The sequence below is a fragment of the Treponema bryantii genome, from assembly GCF_036492245.1.
GTDB classification, from domain to species: Bacteria; Spirochaetota; Spirochaetia; order Treponematales; family Treponemataceae; genus Treponema_D; species Treponema_D bryantii_C.
On sequence record NZ_AP025286.1, the window covers coordinates 2,517,229 to 2,533,957 of the forward strand.

The window sequence follows — 16,729 nt, forward strand, 5'->3', positions numbered from 1 at the left end:
ACATTCAATATAGGTCTGATTTTGAAATTATCCTGTTTTTCTATAATACAAGTAAAATTTAATCTTTACAATAACAAATCACTATGATAAATTTAAAAATATGATATTAAAAAGAAAAATAACTCCTTATATATATATATTCTTTTTTACTATTCTATTTATATTTTCGGCCTGTAAAAATACTAAAAATACTGGAAACAATAAAAAATCAGCATCCATTCAAAGCCATCAGCAGGAATTGCAGAGCCTTTTAGACTCCCAGACTTTTAATGGAAAGCAGAAATATTCACTTATTAAGCAGATTGCAGACACACTGCGAGATGAAAAGGATTATCAGGGACTTATTCTTTTCCTTACAGATTGGGTAGATAATAATCCGGATGATATGTATAACTCTTACTGGCTTTTGATGACTGCAGATGCTTACCTTGCACAGGGAGCAGAACCAGTTGCAGAATACTATTTTGACCGTATTCTTCAGCAGTGTCCGGATCTTCTTATAAAAGGAAATTCTGCACATTTTATCTGCCTTCAGAAACTGATTCAGATCAGTAAAACACCGTCTCACAGAATAAAATACTTCAACGAGCTTATAAGCCGTTTCCCACAGAATGTAAATACAACAGAACTTTATCTGCGCCTTGCGCTTGAATATCAGAATGACAGTCAGTGGTCTCAGGCACTTAAAACCTACTCCCTCTTCCTTGAACAGCCGGATGCAACTACAATCCAGATTGCAGGAGAGCCTGATGCTTATAAAAATGCCCGCCACCTTGTAGACTTTAATAATTCTTCTAAAGACTGGACTTTTGAAAGCCTTTCTGCTCTTGAAGAAGCAGTTAAGAAAGCTATCAGAAATTATGACTGGCGTGCTCTTGACCGCTATAAGGCAAAAGTAAACTTCTTCTCTATGTCATGGAAGCAGGATGAAAATGACGCTAACTCTCAGGAGGAATTCTCAATGTATTCCTGGATGAGAGGAAAACGCATTCGATATAATGATGCTCTTGATGAAGCCTCTAACCCGAACGAAGCTTACTTAAGAACCTGGGGATGGAACAGTTATGTTCCTGTATGGTATCTGTATTTCCGAAAGGTAGACTTCCCTCTTGATCCTGATATTCACGGTAACTGGGAATGGGCCGGCATTTATCTTGGAAATAAACTGTAATGAAAAAAATACTCACTGCCTTTGCTGTACTTCTTGTTTGTTTCTCATTATTTGCTGATGGCGCAGTGGAAGAACCTGATAAAAACTCTGAAAGTACCGAAACCGCAGAAACCACTGCCCCCCAGCCCCTTTCTTTTACAGAAGAACCTTTAGAAGAAGAGGTTGTTGAGGACGAAGCCTTTCTTGAACTTTTGAAAACCGCCCTTCTGCCCGAAATAACTCCAATCAATATAATAGAAGAAAAACACACTCATACACCGCTTTCATTTATTTCTGATGAAGAAATTGAAAAGCCTCAGGTAGAAGCCTTCCGCAAAATGTATCTTTCTCCAAAATGGAGTGCTCTATTACGCGGATATCTTGAAAGTGCTATGGAATACCGCCTTTATGTGCGTAAAGCCGTCAGCGACAAACAGATGCCAGAAATGCTTGAATACTTACCGGTTGTAGAATCAAATTACAAGACAAATGCAAAATCCCGTTCTGGCGCAATCGGCATGTGGCAGTTTATGGCTAACAGCGTATGGCCGTTTCTTACTCTAAATGATTTTGTAGATGAACGCCTGGATCCGTGGAAATCTACGGATGCGGCCCTTAAAAAGCTCACAGATAATTATAATATTTTCAACGACTGGTTACTGGCAATCGGTGCTTATAACTGCGGGGTTGGCGCAATGAACCGGGCAATTAAAAAGGCCGGTGGAGTAAAAGATTTCTGGTATCTGGCAGAGCACGGCTATCTTTCAAAACAGACTGCAGATTATGTTCCAAAGCTTATAGCAATTGCAGACCTTGCAATCAACAGTCAGTATTACGGAATTGATATTCCGGATCATAAAGAAGAATACGAAATTCTTGAAAACGAAAAAAACGGAAACTTTGATTACGTTACCGTAAAAAAAGCCTATTCTTTGAATCAGCTTGCACAGGAAATGAGAATGGATGCTGCAACAATCAAAAGATTGAATCCTTCCTACACTCTTGGAATGACACATCCTTCAAAAGCAAGCGAAATCCGACTTCCGCTTGGCATGAAAGAGTCTGCAGAAGATGCACTGGCAAACATGAAGCCGGTTGATTTCCCTCTTAAGTACACTGTAGTTGCCGGTGATTCACTCTGGTCAATTTCAAGAAAATACAAGACAACAGTTTCTGCAATCTGTGAACTCAACGGTATTAAAGAAAACGCAATTCTTAAAATTGGAAAAATACTTTATATTCCCTCAAAATAAGCCGAAACTTGTAGAAGAGGTATATTATTATGTCCAAAACGTTCACTGCCCTCGCAGGTGTTATTCTTTTTGCATTTTCACCACTTTCTGCTCAGGCGGCACAGCAATATGACACTAAGATAGAAGCAATCAGCTCTATCAACTGGATTACAAAAGAATTCGCCACAAATATTTCTCTGGACGCTAATAAAGCAAATATTCAGATGCCGTCTGGAAAAAAGGTTGCTTCAACCTACATAAAATCTAAAATGCTTCCTTTAATTCAGCCGCCGCTGCTTTCTCTTTTTGAGAACTCAGAGAATGACCTTTCTGAAGCAGTAATTAACGAAGACCTCTCTCTTGATCAGGTTTACAGTTTTATTATGGGTGGACACAAAACTCCGGATGTTTTTTCTAAAGACCTCAAATACTTAAATACTACAAACACAACAAATATAAATGATATAGGCAAACTCCTTGTCCGACATAATTATGCCTATAATCCTCAAAAGCCGATTGAATCAGTTCCTTCAAGAGCTTTCAGCGGAATTATTATTGATGCCCGCGGAGCATTTCCTGTGCATGGTGAATATGTAAAGAGTGAAGTTTACGCCTGTTTCTTCCCTCAGATCTGGGATGATCAGATGAACAGCATTTTTGAAAAAAACATTGTTTCACCATCAATTGTCACTTCAAAGGGTGTTGTAGGCTATCACTATTCTGATGATGTAGCTGATTACGAAGACCGAGTTGGTTCAGATCCGCTTTATATAAAGGCTTCTCAGGTTTATGGACGAAACCGCACAGACCCTGTTATTAAGCACCGCGATGCGCTGAAAATCCTCACAGTTCCAGAAAATATAAAACTTTTGCAGGAAGGCAAGGTTGTTATTCTTCTTGATAAGGACAACCTGATTTATGAAATTTCTGTACCGGAAAAGACACCTGCTTACTATGTAAAATACGATGCAGTAAAACAATATTTCTACGAAAACAAAATTCCTGGTGTTACAATCTCAGATACAAGCATCGGCTTTATGTTTGATGTAAATCTCCGCTTCTACCCTGACTCACCTGAACTTCTTCCAGATGAAAAAGGCCGCATTGAACTGATTGCAGAAAAACTCAAAGAGATTCTTGAAGATGAAGGCTATTCTATTCTGATTGAAGGACACACTGCCGATGTAGGAAAACCTGTAGGCCAGTTGAATCTTTCCATCGAACGAACACGTACCGTAATGACTGCACTTATAGATGAAGGAATTGATGAAAAGATTTTCACCTACAAAGGATATGGTGGAACAATGCCGATTGCAGACAATGACACAGAAGCCGGCCGCGCCCAGAACCGCCGCGTAAGAATTATTGCACGCCCTCGCGCAACTTATATTCAGCGTGACTGGAACTAGTCATCTTCTGAATAGATTTCTGAAGATTCTTCTACAACTTCTACCAGCTGTTCAACCTTCTTTAATTTTTTAGAACGCTTTTCCATATACATAATGGAATCTGCCTCGCTTAAAAGCGGGGTAATTTTATAGCCCATTTTTTGAGATGGATAAGCAACATAGCCCATACTGATTGAAAGCGAGAATCCTACTTCATTACCACCAGACCACATCCGGCAGTCTTCATCAATCTGTGCACGAATATGTTTTAAAGCCTGCTTTGTAAGTCCCGGACAGAGAATTGCAAACTCATCACCACCGATTCGGGCAATAATATCATTGGAACGGAAATTACTCTTGAGAATTATTGATTCTGCAATAATTGCCCTATCCCCTTCTTCATGGCCATAATCATCATTTATTTTCTTAAGGCCATCCATATCACAATAAAGCATTATTCCGCTCTGGCCCATTGCTTTAGCAAATTTGAGTGTAGTCTCGCCATAGGAATAAAAACCGCGTCTGTTGTAAAGGCCAGTCAACTCATCAGTACTTGCAATAAGATCAAGTTCATCAATCTTTTTGCGTACACGGGAAGTTTCACTATGAGCAAGCGAGAACGAATAAACAGAAGCAATTGTCGAAGACAAAAGTTTTACAAAAAGATCATAAATAATACTGTCATAGCTACCCGGACGAAGGATAATGTATCCATACTGCAGGGTACTATGGAAAAGAGCAAATACTAATACTCCGTCATGATCAATACTGATTATTCCATCAGGAAGCATCTGCTCTTTTGGATTACACTTAATTATCTTTTTCTCTACTGTAGAATCAAAACCAGTCTTATTATCAAAACCTGCAAAAAGATGTGCATTTTTTGGAAGATGGAAATAATCAAAAGGAACTGCAGCTTCAATCGGTTTATCATAAAGCACAACTGCACAGGCAGTTATTCCAAAAGAACGGACATCATCATTGATTCTGTTACGCAGCTGGTCATAAGTCATATCAGACTGCATTTGTGTATAGAAATTTGTTGTCTGATAGAATTCTCCTTTTTTTCTATACCACTCAGTACCAGAGTTAGTTCTTAAATAAGGTTTATTTTCATCAGATTCAAATTCAAAACTTCTTGCATGAGGAGCAGTCTTATCATAAGGAACACGCCGGCTGGATTCACGCATAACAGGAATTGCAGTTATCACAGATAGCTTATCTGCAGCTTTTCCATAAATCTCTTTAATAAGATTCATTCCTGCAAGATATCCCTGCCCTTCAAAATTCTGTTTAATAGTAGTAAGGGTTGGTATACAGGTATCAGAATTTATAAGATTGTCAAAGCCTACAACTATTACATCATCAGGAACCTTTAATCCTATTTCACTGCAGAAATCCATAGCTGCAAAAGCCATTTCATCATTCATACAGATTAAAGTATCATAGTCGAAAACTCCAATTTCTTTATAAATTGCACGAAGATCTTCAAGAGCCGGAGTATAGCTTAAGGTTGATTTCCATACAGAAATATCATCTTCGCTAACACCAAGGTTTGAAAGTGCAGCTTTTATATTTTTGAGACGATTTTTGATTTCTGAAGAATTTCCCCGTACGCTAAGAATTCCAAATTTGTGACATCTCTGTCGTTTTACCAGTTCTGTAAGAATTGAATCATAAGCTTCCTCATTATCAACAATAACTGAAGGAATGCCTGATATTTCCATTGATATATTTGCAACAGGAAGAGGCTTAAAAGCCTTTATGTACGAAGCAACTTCTGATTTATTTTGAGACTGCATGATGGCGCCAGAAATAAAAATTACACCATCGAGATTTTTTGAAGATACAAAGGAAGATACTGCTACATTCTGATAGTCAAATGCATTGGTTATACTCTGAATTTGACCAATTGAGAATACAACAAGCTCAGCGTCTTTTTCCTGACAGGCGAGCGAAACACCCCGGATTATACGCTCAGCATATTCCGAAACTACATAATCTATTACAAGCCCTATTCTCATACTCTCTCATCTTTTGAATAAAGTTTTAAATAATTATTTTTAAATCTTTTTATTACATTTTTGGGCTAATTATATTTTAGTCTAGTTTTTGTAATTTGTCTAATCTTTTATTACCTGCAGCGATTTTGCCTGATATTTCGGCAAAAACTTCTTTTTTCCGCCATTTGCAAACTGAACTTCTATTACATACTCGCCGGAATTTGAATAAGCAGCAACTACAGCACCATCACCATAATCATCATGATAGACATGTGTTCCCTTTTTCCATTTTGATACCAGTGCATCATCTTCGGAAGTATCATCTGAAGTATTCGAAAAGGCTGATGCATCGCGGCCGAATTGACCATAAGGCGAAGTTTTCCTTACTGAAAAGCCGAAAGGAGCCTGACCTATTACTGTAAATGCCTCGGCTGCTTCTTTTATGAACGGACTTGGACGCATAAAATCCCAGCGGCCATAAAGACAGCGTTTTGCAGTCGAGGTCACATAAAGTTCATCGCGGGCACGGGTAATTCCAACGTAGAAAAGACGGCGTTCTTCTTCAAGTTCTGCCCCTGTCTTTTCCATTCGTGGGAATACACCTTCTTCAAGACCAGTTATGATGACCTTGTTGTACTCCAGACCTTTTGTGTTATGGAGGGTGATGAGGGTAACTGCATTGTCTCCTACAGCCTGATTTTCAGCATCAAGCGTACGGTCCAGGTTAATTGCATCAAGGAACTGAAGAAGTCCTTCCATTGTGCATTTGTACGGAACTGCAGTATTTACAAGTTCCTGAAGGTTTTGAACTCGAGTGGTTCCTTCTATTTCGTCACCAGCTTTGTGATATTCATCAAGACTTGAATCGCGAATTACCCGTTCAATAAAATCTGAAAGCGGTTTATTTTCATCAAAACAGCCCGAAAGGGTATCAAACAGTTTAATAAATGCAGAAGCACCTTCTGACGCTTTTTTAGAAAGTGATGGCTGCTGATTCTTCAGATTTTCAAGCAGATCCGAAAAAACAGGCACACCATCAGGATTAAGACTAACGGCACTTTCCATAAGTTTATCCTGAGTTTTGTCACCTATTCCGCGAGTTGGTTTGTTGATAATACGACGGAATGAGATTTCATCCTTATGATTTGCAAAAAAAGAAATGTAGGCTAAAGCATCTTTGATTTCTTCACGCTCGTAGAATTTTAGAGAACCTACAACGACATAAGGAATCTTTCTATGCAGGAACTCTTTTTCAAAGCCAAGAGACTGAGCATTTGTACGGTAAAGAATAGCCCAATCAGAATACTTTGCGCCTCCGGCAAGTGATTTCATTACAAGATCTGCCGTAAAGGTAGCCTCAGCATTCTGATCTGGCAGAAAAGCAAGCACAGGCTTTCCACCACCCTCACGATCTGCAACCAAAGTTTTTTCAAGGCTTCCATGATGATTCTTTTTTACGACAAGACCTGCCGCGTTTAATATATTCGCTGTGGAACGATAGTTCCTCTCAAGCTTAATGATTTCTGTTCCCGAGAACTTTTCCGGGAAGGTCAGAATATTTTCTACCTCAGCTCCGCGGAATTTATAGATAGACTGGTCATCATCACCTACTACGCAGACATAGGTATTACTTCCCTGCTTAACTCCCGAAAGAGCCTGCAAAAGCCGATATTGTGCAATATTCGAGTCCTGATACTCATCAACCATAATTACTTTAAATCGGTTGTGAATATAATCAGCAATTTCCTCATACGCTTCAAGAATTTGAACCGGCAGCATAATGAGGTCACCAAAATCAGCATTACCTGTGGCGCGAAGTCGTTTCTGATATTTAGAATAGATATCGCTGAGGTCAAACTCACTTCCAATAATGCTTAAATCATCCTCTGGAGTAAGACAGTAATCTTTTGCCAGCGAAATCTGATGAGCTGCTGTTCTTATTTCTTTTGTAGAAAGCGAAGGTTCTGCTTTTTTTATAAGAGTCGCAACGTCATCATCATCATAAACAGTAAAGGATGGTTCAAGGCCTGCGTGCTCGGCATATTTACGAAGGAACCAGGCACCAAAAGAGTGGAAGGTCTGGATTTTTGCATCGGCAGCACGTTCATCAATTGCAACTGCACGTTCACGCATTTCATTGGCAGCCTTTTTAGTAAAGGTTACCGACAGAATACTCCATGGATCTATATTCTTTTCTTTAATAAGATACGCAATCTTAGTAGTAATTACACGGGTTTTTCCGGAACCGGCACCCGCAAGAATTAAAAGAGGAGAGCCCTCGTGTACAACGGCAGCTCTCTGTTCTTCGTTTAGTGAGTCGAGATAGTTATTTTCTGGCATGTTTCTTCTTTTTTTCTTTATAAAGTTCTTTATCTGCTTCGGAAAGAAGCTGCTTCAAAACACTTGATTTCTGAAGGTCTACTGCTCCAAGACTTATTGAAAGTGTAAACGGCAGCTGATTTTCTATAGAAACTTTTTTACAGAGCATTTGTATTTTAAGTCTTGTTTTTTCAACATAACCGATTTTCATTCCAAGAGCAACAATTCCAAATTCATCACCACCAAGGCGACCAACAACATCTGAAGAACGGAAAATATCTTTCAGAACCCTTGCCTGAAGCATAATTGCCTTATCCCCCATTTCATGACCATAAGTATCATTGATTTTTTTAAGGTCATCCATATCTGCAAAGAAAATGACACCAGAAGTATCTGTTTCCTGCAGAAGGTCAAGAGCTGCCTGTCCCTGTTCAATAAAGCCGCGGCGGTTGAGAATACCAGTCAGCTCATCCATGCGAGACTGTAAAGCAAGATCAGTATTTTCGCGTTCAAGGTTTCGGCCTTCCTGAATCTTACCGGTATAATCATAAGCCTGAGCAATTGCATTTATGATGATTTTTAAGTAAACGTTGTAATCTGCAAATTTATTTTCGTTTATACGGCAAAGCATATAACCGTAATTTGCTTCACCCATAAAAATCGGATTCAAAATAAATATTCCGCTTATATCTTCCATTGAGCGGGCTGAAAAAATCTTTTCATGAGGATTTACAGTAAGCCCTGGTCTGAAGAATTCAACATTCTTCTGATTAGTGTAAAACATGTGAAGTTCAGCTTCTCTAGGAAGGACAAATTCCTGCTCAGAATCAATAATCTGAACATCCTTAAAGAAATGAATAGCCATTCCACTCATTGCACACTGCTTTACAATATATTTAAGGCTGAAGAACATCTGTTTGAGAGTATTAAAGCCCCGGATTGTATCTAATAATGTTACAACAACATTTTTTTCGCCCAATGCATTTACAAACTGCATGACTCCATCAGTTTTATCGTTAACATCAGAACGAAGTTCACCTTCAACATTTTTATATACAGGAAGAGAATGATCCAGGCTGATACAGCCGCAAGACTGACGGAATTTTGGAACGAGAGGATTAAAATACGCCTTCTTCATCTTTTCACCGGATAAAACGCGGTCTACAATTTCTGCAGCTTCATACCCCTGACTATAAATATCCTGGTTGATAGTTGTAAGTTTTGGAGAATGCATAGATGCCACAATAGCATCATCAAAGCCTGTAACCTTTACTTCCTGAGGAACTTTTACACCAAGTTCTTCCAGAGCACGCATACAGCCCGAAGCCATCATATCATTGGCACAGACAATAGCATCAAAATCTATTTCATTTTTAGATTTATAATGTGCTTTAATTGCATCATAAGCCTTAAAATCAGTAAATGCACCATCAAAAACAAGTTCAGGATAAAAGGTAAGCTTACAGGCATCGAGTGCGGCAGTAAAAGCATCATAGCGTTCCAGAGCTTCCTTTGATTTTGTTTCATTGGCAGAGAAAAAAGCAATTTTCTTGCAGTCATGAACTTTTTTAAGATGACTTACAATTTCCTTAAAGCTTTTACGGCAGTCTGCCTGAATCACATAACTGTTTCTTGTTTTTGGATCGAGGTTAATTGAAACTACCGGACGTGGTTCAAAACATTTGAGGATTTCACGAAGTTTATCTTCAGGCATCTCAGAAGCATAAACACCGCTTACACAAATTACAGCCTCTACTTCTTCTGATTTAGCATATTCAAATCCTGTACAAAACTGATAGTCAAAGGCTCCTGTATTTATGCCAGGAATTCTTGTCTGAATAAGAACAACCTTAGCATCTTTGCCTCGAAAATAATCAGAAATACCACTAAGAATATCCAGATTGTACTCAGTTGAAAATGTCGGAATTAAAACTGCTATAACCTTCATTTTTGTGTCCGATTTGTAAATTATACACTAGAAAATGAATTTTCGCTCGTTTTTTTTATCAATTTTTCTAGAATTTTTAATAAATCGGGAATCGAGGTCTACGCCAGTATTTGCGAGAACTTTTACAGTTACTACCCCGCCAGGAATTATTGATTCTACAGCTTTTTTGTCATCCAGGTCATAACGGATTACTACAGAACCGTCAACTTCCGGAGCCTGGAACCAGGCACGGCCGATTGCAAGCCCTTCTGCGGCAGCATCACCCTCTACACCAGAAACGATTTCTTCAACAAGAATATTGAGTTCCTGACCGACATAGTGTTCAAGGCGCTCACGGGTGATTTCCGCCTGAAGCTCTTCGAGATGATTTGCACGGGCTTTGGCAATCTTTGCAGGAACACGAGGCTTCATTTTATAGGCCGGAGTATCTTCTTCGCGGCTGTAAGGGAAACAGCCAGACCAGTCCGGCTGAATTTCCTGAAGGAAACGGGCGGTATTTTCTGCAGCCTCGTCTGTTTCGCCAGGGAAACCTGTGAGGAAGGTTGTACGGAGCACAGCGCCCGGTAACTCACGACGGAGTTTTTTTACAAGGCTTGTGTATTGCTCGTATGAGCCGGTTCTATTCATTGCGCGAATGATTTTATCATCTGCACTCTGGAATGGAATATCAAAATATGGAAGAAGTTTTGGAGAAGTTTTAATTGCTTCAATAATGTCATCTGTAAAATGATCCGGATGAATATAAAGCGGACGAACAATAAAATCTCCCTTGATTTTTGAAAGCTTAGTCAAAAGCTTGGCAAGTGAAGTACCAAATTCCTTGCCGTAAACGGCAAGATCCTGTCCAATCAGATTGATTTCGTAAACACCGTCTGAAATAAGCTGCTTTACTTCGTCGAGAATTTCTGCTTCCGGACGGCTTCTTACCTCACCACGAATTAAAGGAATTGCGCAGAAAGAACAGTGATTTGAACAGCCTTCAGTTATTTTTACAAAAGCGCTGCCAGGGAAATTAAAGAGCACCGGACGGGTTCCGCTGCACACACCTTCCTGACTAAAAGTCTGAGCAACACGTTCTTTACGAACCTTATTCATAAAGCTGCAGATTTTTGAAAGGTCACCGTTTCCAAAAACACCATCCAGTTCAGGCATCTGTTCTATAAGATCATTTGCATAGCGTTCTGCAAGGCAGCCAGTCATAATAATTCTGGCATCCGGATAAGCCTTTTTGATATCATAAATTGCATCAATTGATTCTTTTTTGGCAGATTGAATAAAACCGCAGGTATTAACAAAGATAAAATCAGCTTCGCTGGCATTCAGTGTAAGTTTATACCCCTTCTCCATCAAAAAGCCTGCCAACAGCTCTCCGTCTGTCTGGTTTTTAGCACAACCGTGCTGGTCGATAAAAAATTTCATAGGTTTAATTAGTCCAATTCGATAACGACAAGCTTATACTTACCGTCTGTATCTTTAATCCACTTGATATCTTCAACAAAAATCTGACCGGCAGTACCAATATCAAGGTCAAAGGATTTAGAGTCTGCAATAATTGTAATTTTTACAGTATTGAAGTTAGACATCCACAGGCGGATACCATTACGTGGAGTTGCAGTGAATAAGTCACCGCGCGCGAAATAAGATTCAACCGACTGAGAATTATCCACGCGATCGCGGAAGAGACAAGGACCGCGGAAGCTTGCATTGATTGTGAACGGATAAGCTCTGTTGTCCTCATGAATAACCTTGTAAGGATGCGAAGACTTAACTTCAGAAGCAAACGGAATTTCTTCTGCAGCAACTACAGTTGTATCTACAGCAAGACCATGACGGAGCAGAATGCTAACTTCTGCACCGCGGCTTTCATCAGTAGAGGAAATATCAGAAACGTAGACAATCATATCAGATGCATTGTCACCGTTAATATCAAGTTCAGATTCTTCTGCAAGCTCGATATAGAAAACTCCGGAAGGAGTATCAATACCAAAGGCAGAAAGAGTATCTCTAACAGTAAGAATGATTTTTCCATCGTTCTCTGTAGGAATAAAAAGCTGGTCGCCCTTATAAACACGCTGTGTAAACTTTTTATCAGAAAGCTCATACTGACGATTTTTTACACCGCTGGAAACTACAACACCATCTTCAATATTATTCTTCTTTTTTAATACGAGAAGAGTCAGAACAACAGCAACGACTGCAACAAGCAGTACAGAAGGAATTATAATTGCCGGAAGAAAGTAACGTGGCTTATGAGGTTCATAAAGCCCCTGTGGAAGCGGAGATTCCTGAATCTGCTTATTACGGTAAAGCTTTAAAATAAACTCTGAATCAAGTTCAAGATAATCTGCATAATTCTTTAAGAAGCCAACCATATAAGCTTCGCCAGGAAAAACAGCATTATCTTCTGCTTCAAGTCCTGCAAGATATCTTTTTTCTATAGAGATTTCGCGACTTGCACGGTCAAGGTCAAGTTCTTTTGCTTCGCGGGTTGTTTTTAAAAGTTCACCGTAGCTTTCCATACCACACTACTCCGAAAACAGGAAGTTGTTATAATTATTTGCAGAAGAAGGAGCGTCGTAAACGAAACGCTGCTCAGAAAGGTTCTGATTCAGTACATAATCATAGAAATCAAAAACAAACTCTTCTCCCTTAGGAGTAACAGCTTCTATACGGCGAATAAGCTTTGTTTCGTTGTTGATTGCAAGCTTAATATATCTGAAGGCTTCTGAAGCGCTCTTTCTTGTAAGAATCAGTTTTACTACCATTTCATCAGAACCTTCTTCCAAAGGCTCTGGATTCTGACCAGTTTCATAAGCAACTGTGTAATAACGAGACATAAGAGACAGTCCCTGAGGTGTTGAAAGTGTTGATGCACTTCCACTTGAACCAGGAGTTACCTGCTGCTGAAGAACAGCCTCGGCCGGCTCTTTAATATAGATTGTAAGGATATCACCATTAAAGCAGATTACCTGCTCTTCCGGATTTGTATAATCCATTCTCAAAAGATTAGGAGCCTTAAAGGAAAGTTTTCCTCTTGATTCTGTCTTTTCTATTCTGATTTCAAAATCTACTTCGTAATCTTTGATAGTACCGTAATATTCAGAAATAGTCTTAAAATATGCACTAGCAGTTGTAATATTCTGTGCGAATAAAACAGTTGAAACAAAAAGTGCACAGAAAGAAATAATTAGCTTTTTCATATCAGTGTATTATACAGCGAAAATGCATTGTAGTCTACTTATATAAAAAAAAGGCTTCCGCTGCTCAAAACTGCAAATAACGGAAGCCCGTTGATTAAAATGCTAACTTACTCTTCTTTTTTAGTTTTACGTGGAGCTCTAGGCTTTTTCGCTGTAGAAGATTCTTTTGAAGTCTCAGAAGTTTTTTCTTTCTTACCGGCATTTTCAGTGAGTTCCTTGCAATGAGCTTCGCCCTTTACAATCTCATAGAACTCTTTACCGTCCATTGTTTCAATCTCAACCAGGCGGTTTGCAATATATTCAAGAAGATCTTTGTGCTGTTTAAGCAGTTTTACTACGTAATTGTAGCGTTCGTTCATGATACGGGCAATTTCTTCATCAATATAGTTCTGAGACTGTTCACTGAACTCACGGATGAGGTTTGCATCACCGCCACGAGTTCCGAGTACGCCCTTTCCAAGTGTCATGTTCTTGAACTTGTCTGACATACCAAAGTCTGTAATCATGCGCTTAATGATATCTGTAGCGCGGGCAATATCGTTAGAAGCACCGGTAGAAATATCACCGAGAATAACCTCTTCTGCGGCACGTCCACCAAGCAGGCTGTCGATTTCGTCCATCATATCCTTGCGGGTCATGTTGAACTTTTCTTCGCCTTCTTCGCGGTACTGGGTAAAGCCGCCTACTCCATGGCTTCGAGGAACAACTGTAATCTTATTTACAGGCTCGTGGTCCGGATTAAAGGCTGCAACAAGAGCATGTCCTGTTTCGTGAACAGAAACAAGGCGCATCTGCTTTTTATTATCCTTGCGGCTCTTTTTCTTAAGGCCAATGCTTACCTTATCGATAGCATCGTTGAAATCTTCCATTGTTACCTTCTTGCGGCCATTGCGAACTGCAAGAAGAGCAGCTTCGTTTACTACATTTGCGAGGTCTGCACCAGCAAAACCTGTAGTTCCGTGAGCAACCGATTCAAAATCAACGTCCTTATCAAGTTTTACGTTCTTTGCATGGATGCGGAGAATCTCCTCGCGGCCCTTAACATCTGGCTTTTCAACTGGAACCTGGCGGTCAAAACGGCCAGGACGAAGAATTGCAGGGTCAAGAACGTCTACACGGTTTGTAGCTGCAAGAACAATCAAACCTTTTTCGTTATCAAAACCATCCATCTCAACGAGGAGCTGGTTCAATGTCTGTTCACGCTCGTCGTTGCTAGAGAATCCGTTTGCACGGCTCTTAGCGAGGGCATCAATTTCATCAATAAATACAATACAAGGAGCTTTTTCACGGGCCTGCTTAAAGAGGTCGCGGACGCGAGAAGCACCAACTCCGACAAACATTTCTACGAAGTCTGAACCGGAAATACTGAAGAATGGTACTCCAGCCTCTCCTGCTACAGCGCGGGCAAGCAATGTTTTACCGGTTCCAGGGTCACCGACAAGCAGAACTCCCTTAGGAATCTTTCCACCGATATCTGTATATTTTTTAGGAGACTTAAGGAAATCAACAACTTCTACAAGTTCTTCCTTAGCCTCATCAACACCTGCAACATCTGTAAAGCGGGTTTTGATTTTTCCTTCTTCAACAACCTTAGCGCGGGAATTACCGACACTGAAAATACTTCCCATTCCGCCTGAACCGCCGCCCATCTTTCTGAAAAGGAAGAAGTAAAGCAGAAAAATAAGTCCAAATGGAACTACAAGATTCAAAAGCAGCTGGAGGAACCAGTTATTCTGCTTTGCAGCAAACTTATAATGAATATTGTTCTCTTCAAGGAAATCAAGGAAGCTCTGAGTAAGCACTGCTGAAGTCTTATACTGAACAGCAGATTTTACAGAAGGAGCATTAAAAAGCTTAAGACCTTTGCCTTCTGCTTTTGTTTCAATGACATTTCCGTAGCCTATAAAATAGCTGTCGCTTATAACTACAGATTTTATCTCGCCCCTCTCAATTTTCTCCTTGAAATCAGAATAATCAATTAAATCATCATTCTTAGGGAAGAGAAAAACCTCTGCCATAGCTACTACAAAAAGAGTTAGCAGAAGAATTGGCCAGAAAGGAAGCTTCTTTTTGCCATTATTCTTCTTGTTTTTATTCTTATCATCATTATTTTCCGGTCCAGGGAACTTGAAAAACTTATATGGATCGTTTTCGTCATTGTTATTCGAGTTCTGGTTTTCGTTCTGATTCTCTGCCATCGCTGTATCCTGAGTAAAAATTCGTTTGTTACTATAAATATAGTAAAGATATTTGTTTTTTTCCACTAAATTCGAATTTGAAGTGGATTATAAATAAAATATTAGAAACTTCTTACTCAGGTCCTTCCATATTATAAACAAATTAATCGATATATTGGCTCCCAGTCGCGCCAAATTTCGATTTTTTTATAAAAAAACTGTATCTTTTTGCTAAACTAATTTTTTTATTATCCGACAATCAGAGAAGAATACCCGCATTTTTTGCGGAATTCCGTATTTCAAGGAGGAACAGACATGGCTTATCAGAACGCTTATGCTGCATATCAAAAAACTAATGTAAATACCGCAAGTCAGGGACGTCTTGTTGTTTTACTTTATGAAGGTGCTGTAAAAAACTTAAAGGGAGCACTTAATCTTTTTGATCAGAATGATAAGCTGAAACCAGGTGATATTGAGCAATTCGGTATTTATCTTCAGAAAACTCAGGCTATTATTACTGAACTCCAGGTTTCGCTTGATATGGAAAAAGGTGGAGACATTGCAAGAAATCTTATGTCTCTTTATGTGTATTTTAATGAAGAACTGATGGATGCAACTATCAATCATAGTAAAACAAAAATTGAGTTTGTTTTGAACAAGATTGATGATCTTGCAGGAGCATGGAGAACTATTGCAAACAGTACAGCAAACGCTCCGGCTGCAAAAGTTGCAAATACACTGAATATTGTAGGGTAAGGGGAAAAACAATATGGCAGAAATCACACAGGAAGAATTAAACGAACGAGTTGCTATTTTGCGCCGTTTCAGAAGTCTCTTAGAGGAACAGCGCGGCAAATTCCGTGAATATCTTACTGTTCTTGAAAAACAGCAGGATTCTATTACTTCAGAAAATCCAGAAAGCCTCCTCGCTCACACAGAACTTGAGCAGCAGGTTGTAAAGAATATCGCAAATCTTCAGAAGGTTATTGTACCTATGGCAAAAATGTACAAAGCTAATTCATCTAAAGCTGTTTCTGCTGCTGAAGATGCAGATATCATTAAGATTCAGAATGAACTTTCTGACCTGCAGGATAGAGTTCTCAAGCAGAATGCCATTAACCGTGACCTGCTCCGCGTTCATATTGAGCAGCTTAAAACTCAGATTAATAACTTTAAGAATCCATACAAAGCTACAAGAAATGTATATGCGACGGTTCAACCGGTTGCACAGATGGTACATTTTGAAGCATAAAAAAAAAGACCTGTGGTTTGAACGAGCTCAATCACAGGTCTTTTTTTAGATAACTAAAAA

Annotated in this window: 12 protein-coding genes; 5 read left to right on the forward strand and 7 right to left on the reverse strand. The window is 39.3% G+C overall.

Annotated features, from left to right (window positions below; translation table 11 throughout):
- The first annotated feature begins 100 nt into the window (after positions 1–100).
- The 3 genes from AABJ44_RS11135 to AABJ44_RS11145 are packed head-to-tail and all read left to right on the forward strand — an operon-like array spanning position 101 to position 3,791.
- Positions 101–1,171, forward strand: coding sequence for a tetratricopeptide repeat protein (locus AABJ44_RS11135; protein WP_074642509.1), 1,071 nt, complete (start codon positions 101–103; stop codon positions 1,169–1,171).
- Positions 1,171–2,403 carry a lytic transglycosylase domain-containing protein gene (locus AABJ44_RS11140; RefSeq protein ID WP_338369146.1) on the forward strand — a complete coding sequence of 411 codons (1,233 nt, stop codon included), beginning with the start codon at positions 1,171–1,173 and terminating at the stop codon, positions 2,401–2,403. The genes AABJ44_RS11135 and AABJ44_RS11140 overlap by 1 nt, the downstream gene beginning before the upstream one ends.
- A 29-nt stretch (positions 2,404–2,432) precedes the next feature.
- Entirely contained in the window at positions 2,433–3,791 is a 1,359-nt protein-coding gene (locus tag AABJ44_RS11145; protein ID WP_338369147.1) for an OmpA family protein, read from the forward strand.
- On the opposite strand, the gene AABJ44_RS11150 is transcribed toward AABJ44_RS11145, so the two are convergent.
- The 7 genes from AABJ44_RS11150 to ftsH form a co-directional block, all read right to left on the reverse strand.
- The gene (locus tag AABJ44_RS11150) at positions 3,788–5,794 is read right to left on the reverse strand and encodes a diguanylate cyclase domain-containing protein (protein WP_074642504.1); all 2,007 of its coding nucleotides are present in this window, start codon (positions 5,792–5,794) and stop codon (positions 3,788–3,790) included. The genes AABJ44_RS11145 and AABJ44_RS11150 overlap by 4 nt on opposite strands.
- A 99-nt stretch (positions 5,795–5,893) precedes the next feature.
- The gene (locus AABJ44_RS11155) at positions 5,894–8,113 is read right to left on the reverse strand and encodes an ATP-dependent helicase (RefSeq protein ID WP_338369148.1); all 2,220 of its coding nucleotides are present in this window, start codon (positions 8,111–8,113) and stop codon (positions 5,894–5,896) included.
- Entirely contained in the window at positions 8,100–10,040 is a 1,941-nt protein-coding gene (locus AABJ44_RS11160; RefSeq protein WP_338369149.1) for a diguanylate cyclase, read from the reverse strand. Before AABJ44_RS11160 ends, AABJ44_RS11155 begins: the two co-directional genes overlap by 14 nt.
- A gap of 27 nt (positions 10,041–10,067) precedes the next feature.
- On the reverse strand, positions 10,068–11,459 hold the full coding sequence (gene rimO, locus AABJ44_RS11165; protein WP_074642497.1) for a 30S ribosomal protein S12 methylthiotransferase RimO: 1,392 nt from the start codon (positions 11,457–11,459) through the stop codon (positions 10,068–10,070).
- An 8-nt stretch (positions 11,460–11,467) separates the two neighbouring features.
- Positions 11,468–12,559: a helix-turn-helix domain-containing protein gene (locus AABJ44_RS11170; RefSeq protein WP_074642494.1), complete on the reverse strand. Its 1,092-nt coding sequence runs from the start codon at positions 12,557–12,559 to the stop codon at positions 11,468–11,470.
- A 6-nt stretch (positions 12,560–12,565) separates the two neighbouring features.
- Entirely contained in the window at positions 12,566–13,240 is a 675-nt protein-coding gene (locus tag AABJ44_RS11175; protein WP_074642492.1) for a LolA family protein, read from the reverse strand.
- A gap of 107 nt (positions 13,241–13,347) precedes the next feature.
- Positions 13,348–15,438, reverse strand: coding sequence for an ATP-dependent zinc metalloprotease FtsH (gene ftsH, locus AABJ44_RS11180; RefSeq protein WP_338369150.1), 2,091 nt, complete (start codon positions 15,436–15,438; stop codon positions 13,348–13,350).
- Between the two features lie 294 nt (positions 15,439–15,732).
- Here ftsH and fliS point away from each other — a divergent pair, with 294 nt between their 5' ends.
- Both fliS and flgN read left to right on the forward strand, forming a co-directional pair.
- A complete protein-coding gene (gene fliS / locus AABJ44_RS11185) occupies positions 15,733–16,173 on the forward strand; it encodes a flagellar export chaperone FliS (RefSeq protein ID WP_074642487.1) in 441 nt (146 codons plus the stop codon).
- 13 nt (positions 16,174–16,186) lie between these two features.
- Complete coding sequence (flgN, locus tag AABJ44_RS11190) at positions 16,187–16,669, forward strand: flagellar export chaperone FlgN (protein WP_074642484.1); 483 nt, start codon at positions 16,187–16,189, stop codon at positions 16,667–16,669.
- Positions 16,670–16,729: the final 60 nt, after the last annotated feature.

Bases quoted from the DNA above. Each gene is read 5' to 3' on its own strand.
- flgN (WP_074642484.1), top strand. From the start codon at position 16,187: ATGGCAGAAATCACACAGGAAGAATTAAACGAACGAGTTGCTATTTTG.
- AABJ44_RS11150 (WP_074642504.1), bottom strand. From the start codon at position 5,794: ATGAGAATAGGGCTTGTAATAGATTATGTAGTTTCGGAATATGCTGAG.
- AABJ44_RS11155 (WP_338369148.1), bottom strand. From the start codon at position 8,113: ATGCCAGAAAATAACTATCTCGACTCACTAAACGAAGAACAGAGAGCT.
- fliS (WP_074642487.1), top strand. From the start codon at position 15,733: ATGGCTTATCAGAACGCTTATGCTGCATATCAAAAAACTAATGTAAAT.
- ftsH (WP_338369150.1), bottom strand. From the start codon at position 15,438: ATGGCAGAGAATCAGAACGAAAACCAGAACTCGAATAACAATGACGAA.
- AABJ44_RS11170 (WP_074642494.1), bottom strand. From the start codon at position 12,559: ATGGAAAGCTACGGTGAACTTTTAAAAACAACCCGCGAAGCAAAAGAA.
- AABJ44_RS11145 (WP_338369147.1), top strand. From the start codon at position 2,433: ATGTCCAAAACGTTCACTGCCCTCGCAGGTGTTATTCTTTTTGCATTT.
- AABJ44_RS11140 (WP_338369146.1), top strand. From the start codon at position 1,171: ATGAAAAAAATACTCACTGCCTTTGCTGTACTTCTTGTTTGTTTCTCA.
- AABJ44_RS11160 (WP_338369149.1), bottom strand. From the start codon at position 10,040: ATGAAGGTTATAGCAGTTTTAATTCCGACATTTTCAACTGAGTACAAT.
- AABJ44_RS11175 (WP_074642492.1), bottom strand. From the start codon at position 13,240: ATGAAAAAGCTAATTATTTCTTTCTGTGCACTTTTTGTTTCAACTGTT.
- rimO (WP_074642497.1), bottom strand. From the start codon at position 11,459: ATGAAATTTTTTATCGACCAGCACGGTTGTGCTAAAAACCAGACAGAC.
- AABJ44_RS11135 (WP_074642509.1), top strand. From the start codon at position 101: ATGATATTAAAAAGAAAAATAACTCCTTATATATATATATTCTTTTTT.